18 protein-coding genes and 1 other annotated feature are annotated in these 19,725 nt (G+C 44.1%); of the genes, 4 read left to right on the forward strand and 14 right to left on the reverse strand.

Going from position 1 to position 19,725, the window contains the following annotated elements; translation table 11 throughout:
* Positions 1 to 74: 74 nt before the first annotated feature.
* From PGH26_RS15130 to PGH26_RS15160, 7 genes are all read right to left on the reverse strand, one after another.
* The gene (locus PGH26_RS15130) at positions 75 to 1,031 is read right to left on the reverse strand and encodes a DUF4003 family protein (protein WP_323691837.1); all 957 of its coding nucleotides are present in this window, start codon (positions 1,029 to 1,031) and stop codon (positions 75 to 77) included.
* Positions 1,032 to 1,130: 99 nt separating this feature from the next.
* Entirely contained in the window at positions 1,131 to 1,913 is a 783-nt protein-coding gene (gene trpA, locus PGH26_RS15135) for a tryptophan synthase subunit alpha (RefSeq protein WP_323691838.1), read from the reverse strand.
* Complete coding sequence (gene trpB, locus PGH26_RS15140) at positions 1,910 to 3,106, reverse strand: tryptophan synthase subunit beta (RefSeq protein ID WP_431312502.1); 1,197 nt, start codon at positions 3,104 to 3,106, stop codon at positions 1,910 to 1,912. The genes trpA and trpB overlap by 4 nt, the downstream gene beginning before the upstream one ends.
* A 2-nt stretch (positions 3,107 to 3,108) precedes the next feature.
* The gene (locus PGH26_RS15145) at positions 3,109 to 3,726 is read right to left on the reverse strand and encodes a phosphoribosylanthranilate isomerase (protein WP_323691840.1); all 618 of its coding nucleotides are present in this window, start codon (positions 3,724 to 3,726) and stop codon (positions 3,109 to 3,111) included.
* Positions 3,723 to 4,514, reverse strand: a complete 792-nt coding sequence (gene trpC / locus PGH26_RS15150; protein ID WP_323691841.1) for an indole-3-glycerol phosphate synthase TrpC — start codon at positions 4,512 to 4,514, stop codon at positions 3,723 to 3,725. The genes PGH26_RS15145 and trpC overlap by 4 nt, the downstream gene beginning before the upstream one ends.
* On the reverse strand, positions 4,511 to 5,542 hold the full coding sequence (gene trpD, locus PGH26_RS15155) for an anthranilate phosphoribosyltransferase (protein WP_323691842.1): 1,032 nt from the start codon (positions 5,540 to 5,542) through the stop codon (positions 4,511 to 4,513). The genes trpC and trpD overlap by 4 nt, the downstream gene beginning before the upstream one ends.
* A 53-nt stretch (positions 5,543 to 5,595) precedes the next feature.
* Positions 5,596 to 6,972, reverse strand: coding sequence for an anthranilate synthase component I family protein (locus PGH26_RS15160; RefSeq protein ID WP_323691843.1), 1,377 nt, complete (start codon positions 6,970 to 6,972; stop codon positions 5,596 to 5,598).
* A gap of 75 nt (positions 6,973 to 7,047) precedes the next feature.
* Positions 7,048 to 7,286 (reverse strand) — a binding site (T-box leader).
* A 214-nt stretch (positions 7,287 to 7,500) separates the two neighbouring features.
* On the opposite strand from PGH26_RS15160, the gene rluF reads away from it, so the two are divergent.
* Positions 7,501 to 8,205 carry a 23S rRNA pseudouridine(2604) synthase RluF gene (gene rluF / locus PGH26_RS15165; RefSeq protein WP_323691844.1) on the forward strand — a complete coding sequence of 235 codons (705 nt, stop codon included), beginning with the start codon at positions 7,501 to 7,503 and terminating at the stop codon, positions 8,203 to 8,205.
* Between the two features lie 45 nt (positions 8,206 to 8,250).
* On the opposite strand, the gene PGH26_RS15170 is transcribed toward rluF, so the two are convergent.
* The 3 genes from PGH26_RS15170 to PGH26_RS15180 are packed head-to-tail and all read right to left on the reverse strand — an operon-like array spanning position 8,251 to position 10,529.
* Positions 8,251 to 8,976 carry an amino acid ABC transporter ATP-binding protein gene (locus PGH26_RS15170; protein WP_323691845.1) on the reverse strand — a complete coding sequence of 242 codons (726 nt, stop codon included), beginning with the start codon at positions 8,974 to 8,976 and terminating at the stop codon, positions 8,251 to 8,253.
* 14 nt (positions 8,977 to 8,990) lie between these two features.
* Positions 8,991 to 9,656 (reverse strand): amino acid ABC transporter permease, encoded by a 666-nt coding sequence (locus PGH26_RS15175; protein ID WP_323691846.1) that lies wholly within the window; start codon positions 9,654 to 9,656, stop codon positions 8,991 to 8,993.
* Between the two features lie 39 nt (positions 9,657 to 9,695).
* Positions 9,696 to 10,529 (reverse strand): transporter substrate-binding domain-containing protein, encoded by an 834-nt coding sequence (locus PGH26_RS15180; protein ID WP_323691847.1) that lies wholly within the window; start codon positions 10,527 to 10,529, stop codon positions 9,696 to 9,698.
* Between the two features lie 310 nt (positions 10,530 to 10,839).
* Between PGH26_RS15180 and mgtE the strand changes: the two genes are divergently transcribed.
* Positions 10,840 to 12,222 (forward strand): magnesium transporter, encoded by a 1,383-nt coding sequence (gene mgtE, locus PGH26_RS15185; RefSeq protein WP_323691848.1) that lies wholly within the window; start codon positions 10,840 to 10,842, stop codon positions 12,220 to 12,222.
* 59 nt (positions 12,223 to 12,281) lie between these two features.
* Here the strand turns inward: mgtE and PGH26_RS15190 are convergent, their stop codons facing one another.
* Positions 12,282 to 12,899 (reverse strand): NAD(P)-dependent oxidoreductase, encoded by a 618-nt coding sequence (locus PGH26_RS15190; RefSeq protein ID WP_323691849.1) that lies wholly within the window; start codon positions 12,897 to 12,899, stop codon positions 12,282 to 12,284.
* Positions 12,896 to 14,416: a succinyl-CoA:acetate CoA-transferase ScpC gene (gene scpC / locus PGH26_RS15195; RefSeq protein WP_323691850.1), complete on the reverse strand. Its 1,521-nt coding sequence runs from the start codon at positions 14,414 to 14,416 to the stop codon at positions 12,896 to 12,898. Before scpC ends, PGH26_RS15190 begins: the two co-directional genes overlap by 4 nt.
* Positions 14,417 to 14,770: 354 nt before the next feature.
* Between scpC and PGH26_RS15200 the strand changes: the two genes are divergently transcribed.
* Positions 14,771 to 17,191 carry an EAL domain-containing protein gene (locus PGH26_RS15200; protein WP_323691851.1) on the forward strand — a complete coding sequence of 807 codons (2,421 nt, stop codon included), beginning with the start codon at positions 14,771 to 14,773 and terminating at the stop codon, positions 17,189 to 17,191.
* Positions 17,192 to 17,222: 31 nt separating this feature from the next.
* Here the strand turns inward: PGH26_RS15200 and PGH26_RS15205 are convergent, their stop codons facing one another.
* Positions 17,223 to 17,828, reverse strand: a complete 606-nt coding sequence (locus PGH26_RS15205; RefSeq protein ID WP_323691852.1) for a class I SAM-dependent methyltransferase — start codon at positions 17,826 to 17,828, stop codon at positions 17,223 to 17,225.
* Between the two features lie 19 nt (positions 17,829 to 17,847).
* Complete coding sequence (locus PGH26_RS15210) at positions 17,848 to 18,786, reverse strand: magnesium transporter CorA family protein (RefSeq protein WP_323691853.1); 939 nt, start codon at positions 18,784 to 18,786, stop codon at positions 17,848 to 17,850.
* A gap of 273 nt (positions 18,787 to 19,059) precedes the next feature.
* On the opposite strand from PGH26_RS15210, the gene PGH26_RS15215 reads away from it, so the two are divergent.
* Positions 19,060 to 19,692: a CBS domain-containing protein gene (locus PGH26_RS15215; protein WP_323691854.1), complete on the forward strand. Its 633-nt coding sequence runs from the start codon at positions 19,060 to 19,062 to the stop codon at positions 19,690 to 19,692.
* The last annotated feature ends 33 nt before the right edge of the window (positions 19,693 to 19,725 follow it).

The raw sequence follows: 19,725 nt of genomic DNA on the forward strand, positions 1-19,725 counted from the left end.
GACCGATTATTGGGTAGACGACACGCCAAAAACCCAGCAGATACAGCTGCCGGGTCCGTTAACTATGTAGTGAATCAAGAGAGGGCTGATGTAGTTTTGGAGGCAATCGTTGCAATCGTAGCAGCCATAATGGCTTGCTGGATTAGAACCGTCAATTCTCTGGAAAATCCAGGAACCCCTCTATTATCAATCATTTGCTGCAAAAAGTATCCTGAAGCAAAGGAAAATGCCAAGGTTTTATGCCACTTAAACAAATCACTTTTAGCAATGAAGTTTGAGAAGCCAATCAGCTCTTCTACTTGGTCGTCTTCGCATCCAAGTATGGCCAAGAAGCCTATTACAGGGTAGTGCATCGGTTTTAAATTGACACGTTTACGAATATGGGTCATCAGCTGCTCTGCACGAGTTACTCTCTCGTTTTTATATGAGCAGCAATCCATCGTCAATACTTGAGATAACCACTGCAGCTCGTTACCTGACTTAAATCCAACTTTGTTTAATTCGTCAAAGTAACGGCGCATGAGTGTTGCTTGATGGACTGGATCATTATTTGCTTTGCCTAACAGCATGGCATAGGAATAATCCTCATCCGACGTTAGCAGAAAGTGCTGCTTTTTCATAGCATCGTACAACCGCTTCGCTTGTTTGGCTTCGACTTTGGAGGTTGCAGGATCAGACGTCATTAACATCGCTGCTAAATAAGAATGCACAGTATTTTTAAAACCTGTCTTTCGGATTGTCTGCTGCTTTGTGAACAAGAGTTCAACGGCATCATCCGCTGAAAGTGGTAAACTGTCCAAAAACGAAGCAAGCATCGGCACAAAGTTCCCGCGAACCGGCGATAGCCATCCTGTACGGCTTGTCAGTGCATCCATTGTGCGTAAAAAACTTTCTGGATTAAAGTCTTTTTGCGAGAGAACATAATATACTGCAATCGTAAGAACTGTTTCTTCATCCACAGACCAGCCAGCTAACGACGTTACCTTTTCATGTGTCCATTCCATTTCTATGTTAACGGTTTCCCAATCCATCCCGCATCCCTCCCTTCATCAGTTGTACGTTTTCTAGAGGTAAAAGTTTCAATTGCATGCACAATTGACCAATATTCCTTATTCGCAAATGAATTCAAATTACTGACGTACAGTGGTTCTTCCCGCCTCAATTAGAGGTTGTATCGTTTCAAGATTCCCTTCATGAAAAGCTGAGACAATTGCACTTCCTACAATCACTCCGTCTGTAATTTGACTGAATTCACGGACTTGTTCAGGCGTTGAAATTCCAAAACCAGCCAGTACCGGCACATTGGATACTTGCTTCAAGTCTTCTAAATGATTCATCAAATTCGAATCGAATCCGTTCCTGACACCTGTTATGCCATTGACCGTCACTGCGTAAATGAACCCTTCAGCAGCCTGCGCAATTTTTTCAATCCGCTCGTTTGAACTTGTTAACGATATCAAAGGGACGAGCGCAATATCTTTGCCAATGAGCCCATCGGATAGCAAACCGCGTTCCTCATGCGGCAGGTCCGGGATGATCAAGCCTTTAACGCCTGCTTGTTCACACACCTCTGCAAATCCAGAAATTCCATAAGCTAAAACCGGATTCAAATAAGTCATTACGATTAAAGGGACTTCGTGCGGCCGGGCCTGCAATTCGCTCATCACTTTACGCAATGTAACACCTATTTCAAGCGCCCGGCTCCCAGCCTCCTGGATCACTTCGCCATCAGCAACAGGGTCAGAAAAAGGAATGCCAATCTCAATCGCATCCGCCCCTGCCCTTGCGAGGAAGGAAATGCGTTTATGCAGGATATCCAGCCCGCCATCCCCCGCCATCATGTACGGGATAAATGCCGGCTGATTTTTTTCATTCCGTTCACGGATGACCGCTGTCAATGTGAATTCGTTCATTGAACGCCGCCTCCTAACGCATCGCGCACCGTCTGCACGTCTTTATCTCCCCTGCCCGAAAGACAAACGACGAGAATTTCTTCAGGACTCATCTCTTTCGCCAAACCGAAGGCAAAGTGAATCGCATGTGCACTTTCAAGCGCTGGGATGATTCCCTCTTTCTGTGCAAGCAGCTGTACTCCTTCGAGCGCTTCAGCATCCGTTGCAGATGTATAGTGAACCCTTCCTATATCATGGAGATGGCAGTGTTCTGGACCGACGGCAGGGTAATCGAGACCTGCAGAAATTGAATGCGCTTCTTGAATAAACCCATCATCATCCTGCAGCACGTACATATATGCCCCGTGCAAGACGCCCTCTTTTGCTTCAGCAATCGCAGCCGCGTGCTGCCCCGTCGAAATACCCCCACCTGCTGCTTCTACTCCATATAGTGCAACGTCAGCCTCTTCTATAAATGGGTGGAACATCCCGATTGCATTACTGCCGCCGCCAATACACGCAACAACCGCGTCAGGCAGACGACCCTCTTTATCCAGTATCTGACGCTTCGTCTCTTGTCCGATCACTTGCTGAAAGTCCCGGACAATTTTAGGGAATGGATGCGGTCCAAGTGCAGATCCGAGAATATAATGCGTATCTTCCACATGTGCAACCCAGTACCGCAGCGCCTCATTCACTGCATCTTTCAACGTTCCCGCACCTTTATCGACAGACTCTACCCGTGTACCAAGCAGTTCCATCCGGAATACGTTCAGCTCCTGACGGCGAATGTCTTCTTTCCCCATAAACACCACACATTCCAACCCAAGCAGCGCGCACGCAGTAGCTGTCGCGACACCATGCTGCCCTGCTCCTGTTTCCGCGACAATTTTCTGCTTACCCATACGTTTTGCAAGTAACGCCTGGCCGAGCGCGTTGTTGATTTTATGGGCTCCTGTATGGTTCAAGTCTTCACGTTTCAAGTAGATTTTTGCTCCGCCTGCAGCTTTTGTAAGCCTCTCTGCATAGTAAAGCGGATTCTCTCTGCCAACGAAATCTTTTAAGTATCCATTCAACTCTTCTATGAATGCAGCGTCCTCCATTGCTTCCCCGTGTGCTTCCTCCAGTTCCGATAACGCACCCATCAATGTCTCGGGGACGTACTGCCCGCCAAATCTTCCATACCTTCCTTTACCCTCTACTGCCTGAATCATGCTCATCTCTCCTCACTTTTCAGCTTAACCGTTTTGATGAATTCTCGGATCAGCTGCTCGTCTTTTCTCTTCTCAATCTCAACACCACTCGAAACGTCAACCATTACCGGCTTTACTTGATTAATCGCTTCTCCTACATTTCCTGCATTCAACCCGCCGGCTAGTATGAAAGGGCGCTCTTTAAATCCTGATTGCGTTAAGATGTCCCAGTTGAACGTTTTTCCGCTCCCCCCTTTAAATTCAACGCCAGGTGCGTCAAACAACGGAGTCACATTATAACTAGCCGCTCTATGGACATCTTCCGAACCTTTGATTGAAAAAGCCTTAAAGGCAGGCAAACCGACTTTTTCGATGAATTCCGGGGTTTCATCTCCATGGTATTGCACAATGTCTAGTGGAACTGCTTCATAGATCTCTTGAATATCAGTCGGAACCGCATTGACAAACACACCTACTTTCAGAACGGATGAAGGGACATGAATCGCCAGCCTTGCGGCCTGGTCTATAGATACTTGTCTGCGCGAAGGGGCGAAAACGAAACCGATGGCATCGGCTCCTGCATCCACGGCCGCTCGCACATGACGTGCTTCCATCAGACCGCATATCTTCACTTTTGTCATTGTTCATTCACCTCAATGTCAACTTGAATTGAATGAATTGCCTGATTGGGTGAGGTACTTCTCATGAGGGTTTCGCCTACTAGCACGGCCCTTGCACCTGCTGCAGATACACGCTGTGCATCAGCTGTCCCGCCAATTCCACTTTCACTTATAAGGACCCGATCGGATTCAAATGGAAACAGCGAAGCGATTTCCTCAGTCTTCGCCAGGTCAACTTGAAACGTCCGTAAATCTCTATTATTTACTCCAATCAGCTGTGCGCCTGCTTCTATAGCTCGGTTTAACTCGTCAGCATCATGAACTTCGACCAGTACTTCCAATCCAAGTGAGGCAGCATAGACATGCAGCGCTTTCAACTCCACATCGGGCAGTGCTGCAACAATCAGCAAGATAACGGATGCCCCTGCAACTAGCGCTCGGTCGACTTGTATGGGGTGAATGATAAAATCTTTACAAAGCACCGGGATGTGAACCGCTTCCGCCACCATTTTCAAATCTTCAAATGATCCTTTAAAAAACGGCGTATCCGTCAAAACGGAAACACATGCAGCGCCTGCATGTTCGTATATCCGGGCTTGTTGGACAGGGTTTACGGTTTCTTGAATAACTCCTTTCGATGGCGATGCCCGTTTTATTTCCGCAATCACTTGGAGCTGATTCGAATTTTTAATGGTATCCAACAATGAAGGCCGGGCTGCGATTGTTGGAGTCGGTTGTACAGCCGTTTCTGCTAACAATCGGGAAACTTCCTGTTCCTTCTTGCGCAAAATATCATCGAGAATAGTCATAACACCACCACCCTATCCGTGCACTGTTGACAAAAGGCAGCCGTTTCTTCTAATTTATGTTTGGCTCTCCCTGTAAGAATGCTGTCTTCTGCAAGCCGAACTCCCTCTTGAACGGTTCTAACGATGCCTTCTGTAAATAATCCAATGCCTGCGTTGAGGGCAACCGTATCGAACTGCGGCCCGCGCTGCCCCTTCATAACAGAACGAATGATGGCAGCATTACATGCTGCATCGCCACCACGGATTGCTTCCAGACCAGCTGGCTGCAGCCCGACATCTCCGGCTGTTAACGTAAACGGAATCAGGTCACCGCGATCTGCAAGGACGAGTGTATTTCTGCCTGCAAGTGTTGCTTCGTCAGGACCTCCTGCCCCCGCAACAACTACTGCCCGCTTCCTGCCAAGCATCGTTAGAACAGAAGCATACTCCATAACGAAATCCTTACGATTAATGCCCGTGTATTGTGCGTGCAGCGGAATGGGGTTTGTCAACGGACCGACTAAGTTAAAGATTGTCGGACTGCCAATTTGTTTGCGTATCGCTCCAATACGTTTCATCTTCGGATGCACGTTCGGCGCGAACAGAAATGCAATGCCACACTGCTCCATCATGGCAGTTGTTTCATTCGCTGTCAGATCATTTCGTATTCCCAGCTCTTCGAGTACATCATGGCTTCCAGCAGCGCTTGAAATTTTACGGTTGCCGTGTTTTGCAACACGCACTCCGGATGCTGCCATAACGAACGCGGATGCTGTGCTGATATTGAAACTGTTGGAACCGTCCCCTCCTGTTCCACAGTTGTCAATATACGATACTTCAGGAAACTCGGGGCGAATTGCATTGGCAGATATGACAGAAGCCAATGCCGCCACCTCCTCTGCAGTTTCTCCTTTTTGTGCAAGGGATTTAAGAAAAACGGCAATCTCCTTCTCATCTGTCTTATCATTAAACAGCAGACCTGCTGCACCTTCCATCTCCTGAAACGTTAAATTCTGATTTGCTTGAACGGCTTGTATATAGCTCTTCATAACTGATCTCTCCTCTTCTCTACTGTTCTCGTCTCTTTTTCATCTTACCTATTCTAGTGTGTTTCCTCCATGAGGCTAGTTAGTGATTTGGCTTTATTAACGGTCTCCAAGAATTCCGAATGCGGATTGGACGCTTCCACAATTCCGGCGCCTGACTGGACACTTACAACGCCATCTTTCACGACCATTGTGCGGATTGTCAAAGCAAAATCGATATTGCCGTTCAAGCCGATATATCCGATTGCTCCGCCGTAGATTCCTCTCGGCTCTGGCTCTAGTTCATCAATCATTGCCATCGCCACAGGCTTTGGACTGCCAGTGACTGTTCCCGCTGGTAAACTCGTTTTAAGAGCATCTAACGCGTGCAATCCTGGCGCAAGATTACCTGCTACTTCTGATACAAGATGCATCACATGTTCATATCTGACCGTTTCCTGATACGCAGTTACTTCAACACTATCCGGATCACAGAACTGCTTCATTTCACTTTTACTCAATTCAACAAGCATGTCATGTTCCGATAACTCTTTTGGATCTGCCCGCAGTGATTGTTCCAGCCTCTCATCTTCTGCCAGAGTGATCCCCCGTCTGCGCGTTCCTGCAATCGGATTCGTTTGCACTCGCCCCTCTTGGACACGTACTAGACTTTCAGGAGATGCACCAATAACAAGGTGATCATCAAATTCCATATAATACATATAAGGTGATGGGTTCCGTTCACGTAATCGTCGATACAGCTGGAAAGGATCTCCTTCAATATTCGCTGTTAATTTACGGGAAAGGACGACTTGCTCTGCTTTTCCTTGCCGTATGTCATGAATTACTTGCTGTACGTTTTCTTCAAAGGCTTGTTGCGATACCTCACTGCGATATTCGGAAACCATTACATCTGTTTCAACATCGGCAAGACCTGTTAACAGTGTTTCAGCGAGTTCATCTAAATCAGGTGATTGATTAGTAGGATGAATTTCTGTATGCAGCAATGTTACTTCCTCTATCTGGTGGTCATATATAACGATTGTGTCGTAAATATTAAAGGCTGCATTCGGGAAATCCGGGTTTGGTGCGCTGACTCCTTTTCTTCCTGAGTCATACCCGAAATAGCCGACAGCCCCTCCAGTAAACGGGAATTCACTTTCGTCTGTCACCCTCGGCATAAGCCGCTTCAGCAGTGTAAACAACTCTCCTTCATGAACAAACGAAGTGCCGTCCATATAATTGGTTTCTTCCACACCTTCCGGATGTCCTTTGTACGATTTCAAAGGATTCGCGCCTATGAACGAATAGCGGCCATTTTTCGCATGGCCTGACGAACTTTCCAACAAAAATTTATGGGTACTTTGCAATCTTTGAAAAAGTAAAGCAGGTGTTAACGTTTCTCCATTGAACCGTTTAGCGGTTACTCGTAATCCCATTTTCTCGATTGTCATTCGATTCTCTCCCATCTCGTATAAGTTCCTGAAAACGACAAAAAGCCCCCTGCATCCAGACAGGAATGTCCGGTTGCAGAGGACGGAAAAATCCGCGTTGCCACCTCAATTGGGATAGAATGATATCCCCACTTCGCGTGCGGTCAAACCGCACTTCCCGTAACGCGGGAATGGCGTCCTTAAGAAACCTGTTACAGGTTTCCATTAGGCTCTCATAAGTCCATTCACACCGCGAGACAGGCCGGTTCTCACCATCCACCGGCTCTCTGGATCTGTCTAACGCGATGCTACTCTTCTTATTTCAAAGATTTCTCAGCTATGCTCTTCTCGTCTCATCTCTGCTCTCCGCGGGCGGCGTCGCTCTCGACACCAGCTACCCATCTGAAAGTTGTATCCAATCTTACAACCTATCGTTCCTCGTGTCAATCATTATCTTTTCTGAAAACTAATTTTAATTTTAGAAGCTTTGATTGGCAGCTAAAAAGAGGCTACAATAAGAAAAACGGTATTCAGACAAGGTGGGACCTCATGCGTATTAACAAATTTCTAAGTGAAGCAGGAATTACTTCACGGCGCGGTGCTGACAAATGGATAGAAGCCGGACGTGTCGTCATTAACGGGACAACCGCAGAACTTGGCAGTAAAGTGGAAGACGGCGATCTCGTTGAAGTAGACGGAAAACCGGTATCAGTGGAAGAACAGCTCGTCTATCTGATGTTGAACAAGCCTGTTGGAATCACAAGTACAACAGAACGTCATGTCCAGGGGAATGTCGTCGATTTTGTAAATCACCCATTGCGTATATTCCACATCGGGCGATTGGATAAAGATTCCGACGGCTTACTTCTTCTTACGAATGACGGCGACATTGTGAATGAAATTTTACGTGAAGAACATGGTCACGAAAAAGAGTACATCGTAACCGTAGATCGCCCGATTACAGATCAATTCATACGCGAGATGGAACAAGGCGTTCCGATCCTCGATACTGTAACGAAACCTTGTAAAGTACGAAAACTCGGATCAAAAAAGTTTAATATTATATTGACCCAAGGGTTGAATCGTCAAATACGCCGCATGTGTACGGCACTCGGTTACAACGTCGTCAACTTACGAAGAATGCGCATCATGAATCTGACGCTCGGTAATCTCCCAGTGGGGCAGTGGCGAGATCTAACAGACAGCGAGCGGAAGGGTCTGTTCAAGGAACTGAATTATACACCTAAACGTTAAAAAACCTCTATCCTGTCGATTTTGACGCGGATAGAGGTTTTTCTATTACACATTCACCATTTCTAAGAATTGACGCGTTCGTTCGTTTGTAGAGTGATTGAAGAATGTGTCAGGGTCAGCGTCTTCAATAATGACACCTTCGTTTAGCATGATGACGCGGTCTGCGACTTCTTTGGCAAACTTCATCTCATGAGTAACGACAACCATCGTCATTCCTTCGTCTGCCAAGTCTTTCATAACTTGCAGCACTTCACCAACCAGCTCAGGATCCAGAGCGGATGTCGGCTCGTCAAACAGCAGTGCCTTTGGTTCCATTGCAAGCGCCCGGGCGATAGCAACCCGCTGCTTTTGACCGCCCGATAACTTATTTGGATAGACGTCTGCTTTGTCAGACAGTCCTACTTTACTCAGAATTTCAATTGCTGTTTTTTTCGCAGTGGCTTTGGCTACTTTTTTGACCATGATCGGCGCTTCCATCACATTTTCAAGAACCGTCTTATGAGGGAATAAGTTGAAATGCTGAAACACCATTCCAACTTCAGCACGGACTTTTGAAAGATCATCTTTTTTCTGATCCACCTGTTTCCCATCGATCGTAATCACGCCTTCATTGGTCAATTCCAAAAAGTTCAAACACCTGAGAAACGTACTTTTCCCCGATCCGCTGACACCGACAAGCACAACAACTTCTCCTGGATGCACTTCCATGTCAATCCCTTTTAACACTTCAAGTTTTCCAAATGACTTATGAACGTTTTCTGCTTTGATCATCGTATCTGCCTCCATTATTTATCCACGTCCAATTTGTTCTCATACCACTTCAGCAGCGCAGTAAAAATCAGGACGAGAATGAGATAGTAAAGACCAACTACGAGAAACGTTTCAAATTGCTTGAAGTTTGAGGCAGCCACACGATTGGCCAGACCGAACAATTCAGATACACCAATCACATAAACGAGTGATGAATCTTTCAATGTAATGATGAACTGGTTGCCAAGTGGAGGGATTGCGCGCCGTAATGCTTGTGGAAATACAATACGTCTCATTGTCTGTGAGCGATTCATCCCTAAAGCAAGACTCGCTTCTCGTTGACCTCGGTCAATTCCTTGAATCGAGCCACGGAAAATTTCTGCAATATAGGCTCCATTATGGACACCTAGTGCAATTGCACCTGCCCAGAAGTTTTCCAGGACTATAATCGAGGTAATACCGAAATACAAAAACATAATCTGAACAATTAGCGGCGTTCCTCTAATCAGTGTAATATACAAGTTTGCAATGGTTTGTAAAATTTTAGAATTGGAAATCTTCATCAGTGCGAAGATGATCCCAAGAACGGTTCCTATTACGACTGCAATTGCTGTAATTTCTATGGTCAATAGACCTGCTTCTAAAAATCCTTTATAGGTCTGGATGAATACGTCGTAAAAAGTTTTAAAGATTTCAGGCACCGGCACACCAACTTTCCATTAAATAGGTGGGAAGTTCACTCATTCTAATAACTCGACACCTTCCAAATCAATGTCAAGAAGGTCGCGGCCAAACCACTTCTCTGAAATCTCTTTGTACGTTCCATCGTCAATCAGTTCTTGGAGTGCCTTATCCAGCGCTTTTGTCAATTCGGGATTGTCTTTGTTCACGGCAATCGAAGGTTGTTCCACCCACATCGGTTTTCCAACTTCTTTTACTTCAAACCCATTATCAATTGCTTCAAATCCAACGATATCTGCTGTGATGACCGCATCCAAACGACCCTTCACCGTTAAATCTTTGAGTGCTACTACGTCACTGCTGTAGTACTGGATGTTATCGGAAAGTTCTTTTGCAGGTGCTTCATATGTGGATTGTGCAACAACACCTATTTTTTTCCCTTTCAGATCGTCTGGTCCTTTGACTTCGTCATTGTCCTTAGCGACAAAAATCATTCCGCCAGAATAGTAGTAAGGCTCTGTGAAATCTGCTTGTTTTGCACGTTCTTTCGTATATGCCATGGATCCGATAATTGCATCAAACTTTTTGCCGACCAGCCCTTGCAAGATGGTTTCGAACGGGTTTGTTACTGGGTTTGGCTCGAGATCCATTTTTTCAGCTAACGCTTTGCCAATTTCAATATCGAAACCTGTCAGCTCTCCGTCTTCTTCAAAACTGAATGGTTTATATACACCGCTTGCTGCGTATGTGAATTTCCCTTTTTTAACTAAATCGTACCCGGAATCCCCAGTTTCCCCGGCACTGCCTGATGACTTTTCATCATCCTTACCGCATGCTGCCAACAGTAATACTGATGCAGCAAGCATCAACAACATCATCTTCAATTTTCCCATTCTATAAAACTCCCCTTTTGTGTTAGCCGATTGGCTATTTTTTTAACCCTACTATACCCACTTTCCCTAGTAGAATTCATTTAAACATGAAAATTGAAAAAACGTAATGAGACTGTAATATTTCTCTTTTTTCAATACAACTCCTTTTTTAGTGTGAGTCGTTCTATTAAAACACAAGTTTGATAAAAAGTGAATATTTAATCTACAAAGTGTATAAATATTAATTCTCCTGCAATTAGATGAATTTTGTTTCTGACAGCCCCAGAGAGGGCATAACGGTAAGTAGAATGAACAATCGTGAGGTGAGGACATGGCATTGCTGCACAAAGAGAAGAAAAAAGAGAAGTTGGATAAAGCAAAAATGGAAAGAGCGATAATCAGAGTTTTGAACGAAGGGAAAAAAGAAACGTTTTGCGAGATGGTAAATGAGCTGGAGAAACACGAGCTGGCCGACCAGTATAAAGAGCTTCCAAGAAAACGAAAGTCTTTATTTTTAGCATGGTTATCGATCGATGAGCTGACTGAATTACTGAGATACCTAAACAAAGACGAACAACTTTCCGTGCTGGAAAAAATCGGTCCGGACCGCTCCACTGAAATCTTACATAAAATGCAAAATAACGATTTGGCTTTTTTACTGACGGGGCTTTCCAAAAGTAAACTGGATGACTTAATTGCAAAGATGCGCCGGGAAGAAATGCAGTCTATTTTGCATATCATGGATTATCCGCCAAAAACAGCTGGCCGCGTCATGACGGATCGTTACATTCCCGTCTCTCCTGAACTCTCTGTCATCGAAGCGGAGCAAAAGCTGAAAACTTTTGAAAACCTGGCTCACTATATCAATTACTTATATGTCATTGATGAAGGCCGGCGGCTAATCGGAGTCGTTACGTTCAGAGATTTACTGCTGGCGGATGATGATCAGCAAATTACTGACATTATGAGGACAGAACCGGTTCACGTCGATGCGCTCACCAAGCAAGAAGACGTTGCTAAACTAATTGGACGGTACGATTTTGAAGCGATTCCAGTGACAACAGATGATCGTGTTCTGGTTGGAACCATCTCTGGTGATCAAGTGCTCGATATTATCGTTCGGGAGGCAGATGAAGATATTGAAATGCTGCTGGCTTCAGGAAAATCCATAGATTTCAGAACAAAACCCTTTGTCGCAGCACGCAGAAGGCTGCCCTGGCTCATTTTACTATTGTTCATAGGTCTTGTTTCAGGCAGCATTATTTCAAAGTTTGAAGAGACATTGAATGCAGTTGTTGCTCTTGCATTTTTCATGCCAATGATTGCAGGAATGACCGGGAATACAGGGACTCAGTCATTAGCGGTTGTTGTACGCGGACTGGCCGCTGAAGAAATGACTTGGAAGAAAGCACTTAAATTAGTAATGCGCGAAGTTTTTGTAGGACTGGTTATTGGGGTGACTTGCGGCTTGTTAATCGCAATCATCGCATTCTTTTGGCAAGGAAGCATGGTACTTGGATTTGTAGTAGGTGTTTCTCTGCTGGCAACACTCATTATCGGAACCATTGCGGGTACAATAATTCCTTTGGTTCTCAATAAATTCAATGTCGATCCGGCCGTTGCTTCCGGACCGCTAATTACTACTCTGAACGATATATTGTCGCTGCTCATTTACTTCGGCATCGCGACGATGTTCCTGTCACAACTGAGTTAACGTCAAAACCCCGATTCCTCAATAATTATTGGGAATCGGGGTTTTCTTCGTGAAACTTTTTAATAGGAGAGTCCTACACGTGCTTGAAGATGATTGCATGCAAACAGCTCATGTTCTGCAAAGTGTGCAGTATCTCCTGTAGAGATTTGTTTACCATCAACCGGAAGCCAATTTTCTTCCGTCCGATAGATGCCCGTTATTTCTCCGTCCGGCAAATACGTTGGGCAAACGATCGTCCAGTCCAAGTTCGAAGCGGAAAGTGCACGGAAAGCAGCATGATGCTCTTCGGCTGCTGTCGTTAATTTACGATTCGAGTCGCCCGCTTCATAACGAAGATGCTCAGGCTCATTCCGACTTTGCAAAATACCTGCTGTACCTATCGTCAGGATTCTTTTAATACATTCATCTTTCATAGCCTCGATCATATGGGGAATTGCTTCACTTAATGTTGTTGTCTTATCTGTACCAAGTGCGCTCACCACTGCCTCACTCCCGAGTATGGTCGCAGCAATAGCCGCTCCCTCCTTCGCGTCACCTTGAATGACGGTCAGGTTTGGGTGTACTGGCAACTTTTCAGGGTTGCGGGCTAGTGCCGTTACTCGATGGCCCCCCTCCAGCAATTGCTGCAGCAAAATTGAACCTACACGGCCTGTACCGCCGAATAGTGAGATTCTCATGATTGCATCACTTCTTCCTTCGATTCTCTCATAGTTCCGGTTTCCGACAAACGGATGTGCCAGCTCAATGCTTTTTCTAAAATGTGAGGGGTATGGCCGCCGCGAAGCGCTGCTTCATTGTAATAGGCACATAATTCCTCACGATAAGAAGGATGTGCGCAACGGTCGATAATGAGTTCAACACGCTCTTTTGGAGCAAGTCCTCTTAAATCCGCATAGCCTTGTTCCGTTACTAATATATCCACATCATGCTCTGTGTGATCGACATGTGAAACGAACGGTACGCAGCTTGAGATCGCCCCTTTTTTCGCAAGGGACTTCGTAACAAATATCGCCAAGCGCGCATTACGAGCGAAGTCTCCTGATCCGCCGATTCCATTCATCATTTTTGTGCCTGTCACATGGGTGGAGTTCACATTTCCATAAATATCAAATTCAAGGGCCGTGTTTATAGAAATTGTACCGAGACGGCGTATAAGCTCCGGGTGATTCGAAATTTCTTGTGGCCGCATAACAATTTTCTTTTTATAAAAAGGAAGGTTATTCCTTAATATATCCATTCGTTCTTCAGTTACAGTAATGGACGTGCACGAAGCTGACTTCACTTTGCCTGCATCAATGAGCTCGAAAACCGAGTCTTGAAGAACTTCGGAGTAGACTTCCAAATTTTCAAATTCTGAATCCAACAGCCCATGAAGCACTGCGTTCGCTTGAGAGCCAATTCCTGATTGTAAGGGAGCCAGCTCTTTTGTTAATCGGCCAGCAGCGATTTCAGATCGTAAAAACTCCAGCAAATGTCCTGCCATGACTTCAGTTTCTTCATCTGGCTGGTCAATTGTTGAAAACGAATCATATTCCTCCGTTAACACGATGCCGACAATCTTGTCTGGATCGACTGGGATTCCAAAGGTTCCAATGCGTTCGTCCGGATGCATCAACGGAATCGGCTCCCGATCTCCCAGGACTCCAGGATCATAAATATCATGTACGCCTTCCCATTCCTCTGAATGGGCAACGTTAATTTCTACGATAATTGATTTTGCGTGTTCTGCAAAAATCAACGAATTTCCAATAGAAGTTGAAGGGATGATGGACCCATCTTCCGCAATCGCAACCGCTTCCAAAACTGCGATGTCTACCTGAGGTAAAACACCGCCCCGTATCAGTTCAGACGTATTCGATAAGTGATGATCCACAAAGAGCAACTCGCCGTTATTAATGCCTTTTCGCATTGTCGCATCTGCCTGAAACGGAAGTCTTTTATTCACAATTCCCGCTTCCGTAAAGAGTTTATCAATATCATGACCAAGCGAGGCCCCAGTAAAAACATTTACTTTGAATGATTCTTTTTGTGCTCGTTTCACAAGTGCTTCCGGAATTGCTTTAGCATCTCCTGCTCGCGTAAATCCACTTAATCCAAGTGTCATTCCATCCTTAATCCAAGATGCGGCTTCTTCTGCTGAAACTACTTTCTGTTTTAATGATTCCCGTCTAATTCTGTCCAACTGTCCATTCATTTTCGACAGCTCCTTAATGAAATTGTAATGTATGGATTTTTGATTTTTCTGTGTAAATAGATTTATGTACGCCGATATAATTCTTGATAGACGATTCATCTTATATGATACCTTCGCCGTCAACTCCCTGCAACCTGTCTTGAAATGTGTCAAAAAAACGAGAACTATTGGTATATTCTAATGGTGCAAATAATTATCTTTTTAAAAGGCTAGAAGGTCTAAAGATACAGTGCTATAATCATCCTATATGAACTAGGAACTTATGCTCACATTTTTTTCAAATCACGACATGAACCATAGTATCAAACATGCTGATATATCTAAATTACCTATCCCAGAAAGGATTCTGACACCATGGTGTTAACAGAGGCAAGAAATATACATTCCTTATCAAGGTTGCTGGACGAAAAGTTCTGTGTCTCTATTGCAGATACAAACGGAACGATAACTTATGTCAACAAACGCTTTTGCGAACTAACTCAATTTAGTGAAGAAGAACTCGTAGGGAACACCTATCAAGTGCTGGCTCCAAGTCATGACCCGCAAAAAATTATAGATGAAATGAATCATTCAGATAATCAGCACCTGGTCAAACAACATATTGTTGAGGGACTAACGAAAGACCAAACGCCCTATTGGGTGAGCGCAACCGTTGTACCTGTTATGGACAATGAACAGAAAACTACTCATTACATTTCTATAGATTTAGATATCACGGCAGAGCAATTGACATCTGAAAGATACAACCAAACGTTAAAAGTACTGCATAACTTGGAATCGGCTCTGGATCATGCCTCTGTAATTGCAGCTACAGATGCAGCAGGCGTCATCAAGTACGTGAATGATAAGTTTTGTGAACTGTCCATGTATGCTGAAGAAGAATTGGTTGGCAGGACACATCGACTTATTAATTCCGGGCATCATCCAAAATCGTTCTTTGAGAATATGTGGAAGACCATCAAGAAGGGCGGAGTTTGGCGTGGAGAAGTAAAAAACCGCGCCAAGGATGGATCCTTCTATTGGATGAACACAACAATTGTACCTTTCTTAGATGAACACGATCAACCTTTTGAATACATCTCAATTCGGACGGATATTACTGCCCGGATTGAAGCGGAACAAGCGCTTGAAGCCGCGTTAAAAAATGATTTCCGGACGACTGTGAAGAACTTGCAAAATGCGATTTTTAAATACGAAGCAGATGAAAACGGACGAATTCTTATTACATTATTAGAAGGTCAGATTTGTGAAAAATTAGGGCTCACGAGCAAACTGTTAAATACTAGGGGGAATTCTAACCCCTTTAGCAATACGGAACTCAAACAGCTTCGTCCTTACGCATACGCGGCGCTCAACGGTGAACCTTGCCAATTTGAGCTCGATTACTTGGATCATTCATTTATCATTTATTTGTCTCCCGTAAGTGACAATGGAACTGTTATTGAAGTTGTGGGGACCTGCGTCGAAATAACAGAGCGTAAAACCGCTGAAAAACTAGTTGAGCATATGGCTTTCTATGATGCGTTAACAGGACTCCCGAATCGAAGATTATTTAAGTCTGAAGTTATCGAAAACATCAATCGAGCTGAAAACGACTTTTCAATTATGTATTTGGATTTGGATCGATTTAAGAATATTAATGATTCCCTGGGTCACTATATTGGTGATGAAGTATTGAAAGCCGTTGCAGAACGGCTCACACTTTGTCTTGGACCAAATGATTTAGCCTGCCGTCTTGCTGGTGATGAATTTGTCATTATGCTTCGTGAGACGGATAAGGAGAAAGTGAACGACATTTCTCTGCGGATTATTGAAGAAATTTCAAATTCTTTTATATTTAAATCGATTGAAGTTTACATCACTCCAAGCATCGGCATCAGTCGCTTCCCAACAGATGGTGAAGACTACGATACGCTCATGCGCAACGCAGACACAGCGTTATTTCTTGCTAAGGACCAAGGCAAGAGCACGCATCGTTTCTTCACACAGGAATTGAACAACGACATGATTGAAAAGACGTTGCTGGAGATGGATTTACGGCAAGCAATCAGCCGTGATGAAATAGAGCTGCATTACCAGCCTCAATATGACATGAAGACTGGCCGCATGACAGGCGTTGAAGCGCTGGCGAGATGGAATCATTCCAAAAAAGGATTGATATCGCCAGGACAATTCATACCCATTGCGGAGGAAAGCGGACTGATTCTGCCAATCGGATTATGGGTCTTAGAAACTGCGTGCAAACAAGCAAAACAATGGCAAGAACAAGGCTTGCTGACAATCCGCATGAGTGTGAACGTTTCAATTCGTCAATTCAAACAGCCTACTTTCATAGCTGATGTGCTTGGTGTTTTGCAAAGAACAGGATTGGATCCTGCTTATTTAAACATTGAAATCACTGAGAGTATGACGACAGACGTGCAGTATTCGCAAAAGATTTTGCAGCGGCTTCACGATGAAGGTATTCACGTCAGTATCGATGATTTCGGAACAGGCTATTCTTCATTAAGTTACTTAAGCAAATTCCCAATCACTCATTTAAAAATTGATCAGATTTTCTTGCAGGATCTAAGCAGCAGCAATACCGCGATTATTAAAACGATTATTGAGCTTGCAAAGAATCTGAGCATCGATGTCATTGCTGAGGGCGTCGAAACAGAGGAACAAGCCATTTTCTTAAGCACGCTGCGCTGTGATGAAGTTCAAGGATTTCTTTACTCGCGCCCATTGCCCAAGCTAGAAGTCGAGAAACTTCTGCAAACAATACCTGTTTAAAAAGCCAGCTCACTGTGTGGGCTGGCTTTCATTATTCATATCGATAGATTAAAATACGTTCATCGTCATTGTCGATTGATAACGCAGGGATTGGCAGTTCTTCAATTCGTTCAAACGGAGTCTGTTCTTCAAGATAGTATACGAACGCCGTCGTCGGATAATAAAGGATGATGTCTACTGGACGCTTATCACGCTCAACAGAATCTAATACGTTCCCAATGACTGTTTTAAAAATCTCCACAGAGAATGGGTTGAAAAAGTAGAACACATTTTGTTCAGCTTGAATCTCGTACGTTTCTGCTGTTGTTTGTTCAAATTCAATTGAGCCGCGAAAACGTTTCCGTGAAGCTCGAAAGTCCGCCAGGTTAATAAATGCTTCTTGCAGCAATCGACCATTCAAATCGATTCCTGTAACGAAATTCCCAAAACGGTATACGCTATAGATTGGCACACGCCCTTTTCCGCATCCAAAATCGACAAGATGGTCAGTTGAACGCAACGGATAGATGTCAAATAATGCATCCAGCACACTGTAGGGCGTTGCTTCATACCGGTTATAGTGAGCTGAACTTTGTAAAATTTCAATAGTTCCTTCCGTTCGTATGTGAAGGAGCTTGTCTGTTTCTTGATCAGTCATTGTTCTGCCCCTCTCTCATTCACTTAAACATAGACTGTTTCGATTTGGTTTTCAGAATTTCTCCCATCCAGCCCTTCTTTTTTAAGTAGAAGTAAAGACCGAACGTGGAAGACAGAATGACGGTAAGAGCAAAGGCATATCCATGTGCCCACTCAAACTCTGGAATCGACTTAAAGTTCATACCCCAGATCGCCCCAAATACTGCTGCAGGTGTAAAGATTGTCGTTATCACGGTAAGCGTCTTTATAATTTCATTCCCCCGCTGATTAGACACGAGCGTTTCCATGTCCGTTAGCGCTTCCACTTCTTTACTGTACTCGCTTATTAGCATCCGGATACGTTTTAATCTGATACATAACCTTTCATGTTCAATTGTCCCAAGTTGTTCATCTTCAAAAGTTTCTTCTATCGTCATATGAGTTTCCACTAGCGGAATGACTAAGTTATTCCAAATGATTAATTCATGTCTGCTCTGTGCAATGCGTTCCAGCAAATCCAAGTTATTATTGTCTTTGATTCCCCAAATCAGCTCTCGTAATCGATATTCGAACTGATCAATCTGTTCGAGGAACTTATGCAAAACGGCATTCAGAAGTACGATAAACGCTTGAACTGCATTTTCCGATACATCCAGTTTTTGTTCCATCTCCTTACGCGCTTCCTCTGGAAAAAGATTCTGATTCAACTGTGACGTTAACAGTGTATCTTTCGTTAAGAAAAATGAGAACGTTTTATTTTCATCTTTACTGCGCATGCTTTGTTCGTACGTTAGTCTTCCCCAAAGTGCTTCTTCACCTGAAACAGCCGTTGAGTTGCCGATGACGTCCTGCTTGTTCTTTTCAAGAGTTTCCAGCCACTTGCTGCTCATATGGGATTGATGGGAAAGTTCTGCTTTCAAGTCGGTTTGCTGCTCAACTTCAATCCACTCCCAATTGTTATGCTTAAAAGAAAAATACACACGGATTCCTCTCTTTCATACGGGTCTTACCTATAGTTTACCTGTTCTTTCTATTGAAGCAAACTTAGCAAAGAGGATTTACTTCCAAAGAAAACGGGAAGAAATAGATATCGTGTGACAACTTAGCTGTCAGCAAGACTTTTCCATATCAGTGTTATACAATAGAAGGTGAACAGCGCGACTGAAAATACCTTGCTCAATGCTTTCTGTTTCACTTATAATGGTATTTACAAAACATTTAGAAATGATTGAAAACAACTGGAGGGATTATGAATGCGCGTACGTGACTTACTTGTTTCAAGAAATTATGTAACGACAGTTAATGATCAAGATACCGTAACCGAAGCACTCGATAAAATCAGGAAAAGCGGCTTTCGCTCCGTCCCTGTCGTGGATGCAAATGACAATTACAAAGGTATGATTTACAAAATCCACCTCATTGAATATTTGTACGAACAGAATGGCGACGCTGATGCGACGCTGGATATGATTGTGAAGCACCAAGAAGATTCCATTGAGGAGACTTCATCCTTCTTGGATGCGCTCTTAAAAATCAAAGCACTGCCTTTCATCTCAGTAACCGATCATGGAAAACTCGTCGGTATTCTGACACACAACAAAATTGAAGGTGTGTTCCAAGATGCGTTTGGCGTTAACACAGGCGGGTTGAATCTAACAATCTCCTCTACAGAAGCACGCGGGATGATTGAAAAGCTGGCGCGCACACTGCGCGGTGAAAACATTGAAGGTATGCTGACACTTGATAACGGTTCTGTTCTCGTAAGACGTGTTGTGCTGACACTTGAAGGTGAAAAGTCAGAAGATGAAATCGAAACACTTCGTGCGAAACTTGAGAAAGCAGGCTTCCGTATCCTTCAGATGGAACGTCTCGAAAAACAAATTTAATGAAAGAAACGGACACGGCCCAAATAGGGTCGT

Origin of the sequence: Sporosarcina jeotgali (assembly GCF_033304595.1) — a bacterium.
In the GTDB taxonomy this organism is placed as follows: Bacteria; Bacillota; Bacilli; order Bacillales_A; family Planococcaceae; genus Sporosarcina; species Sporosarcina jeotgali.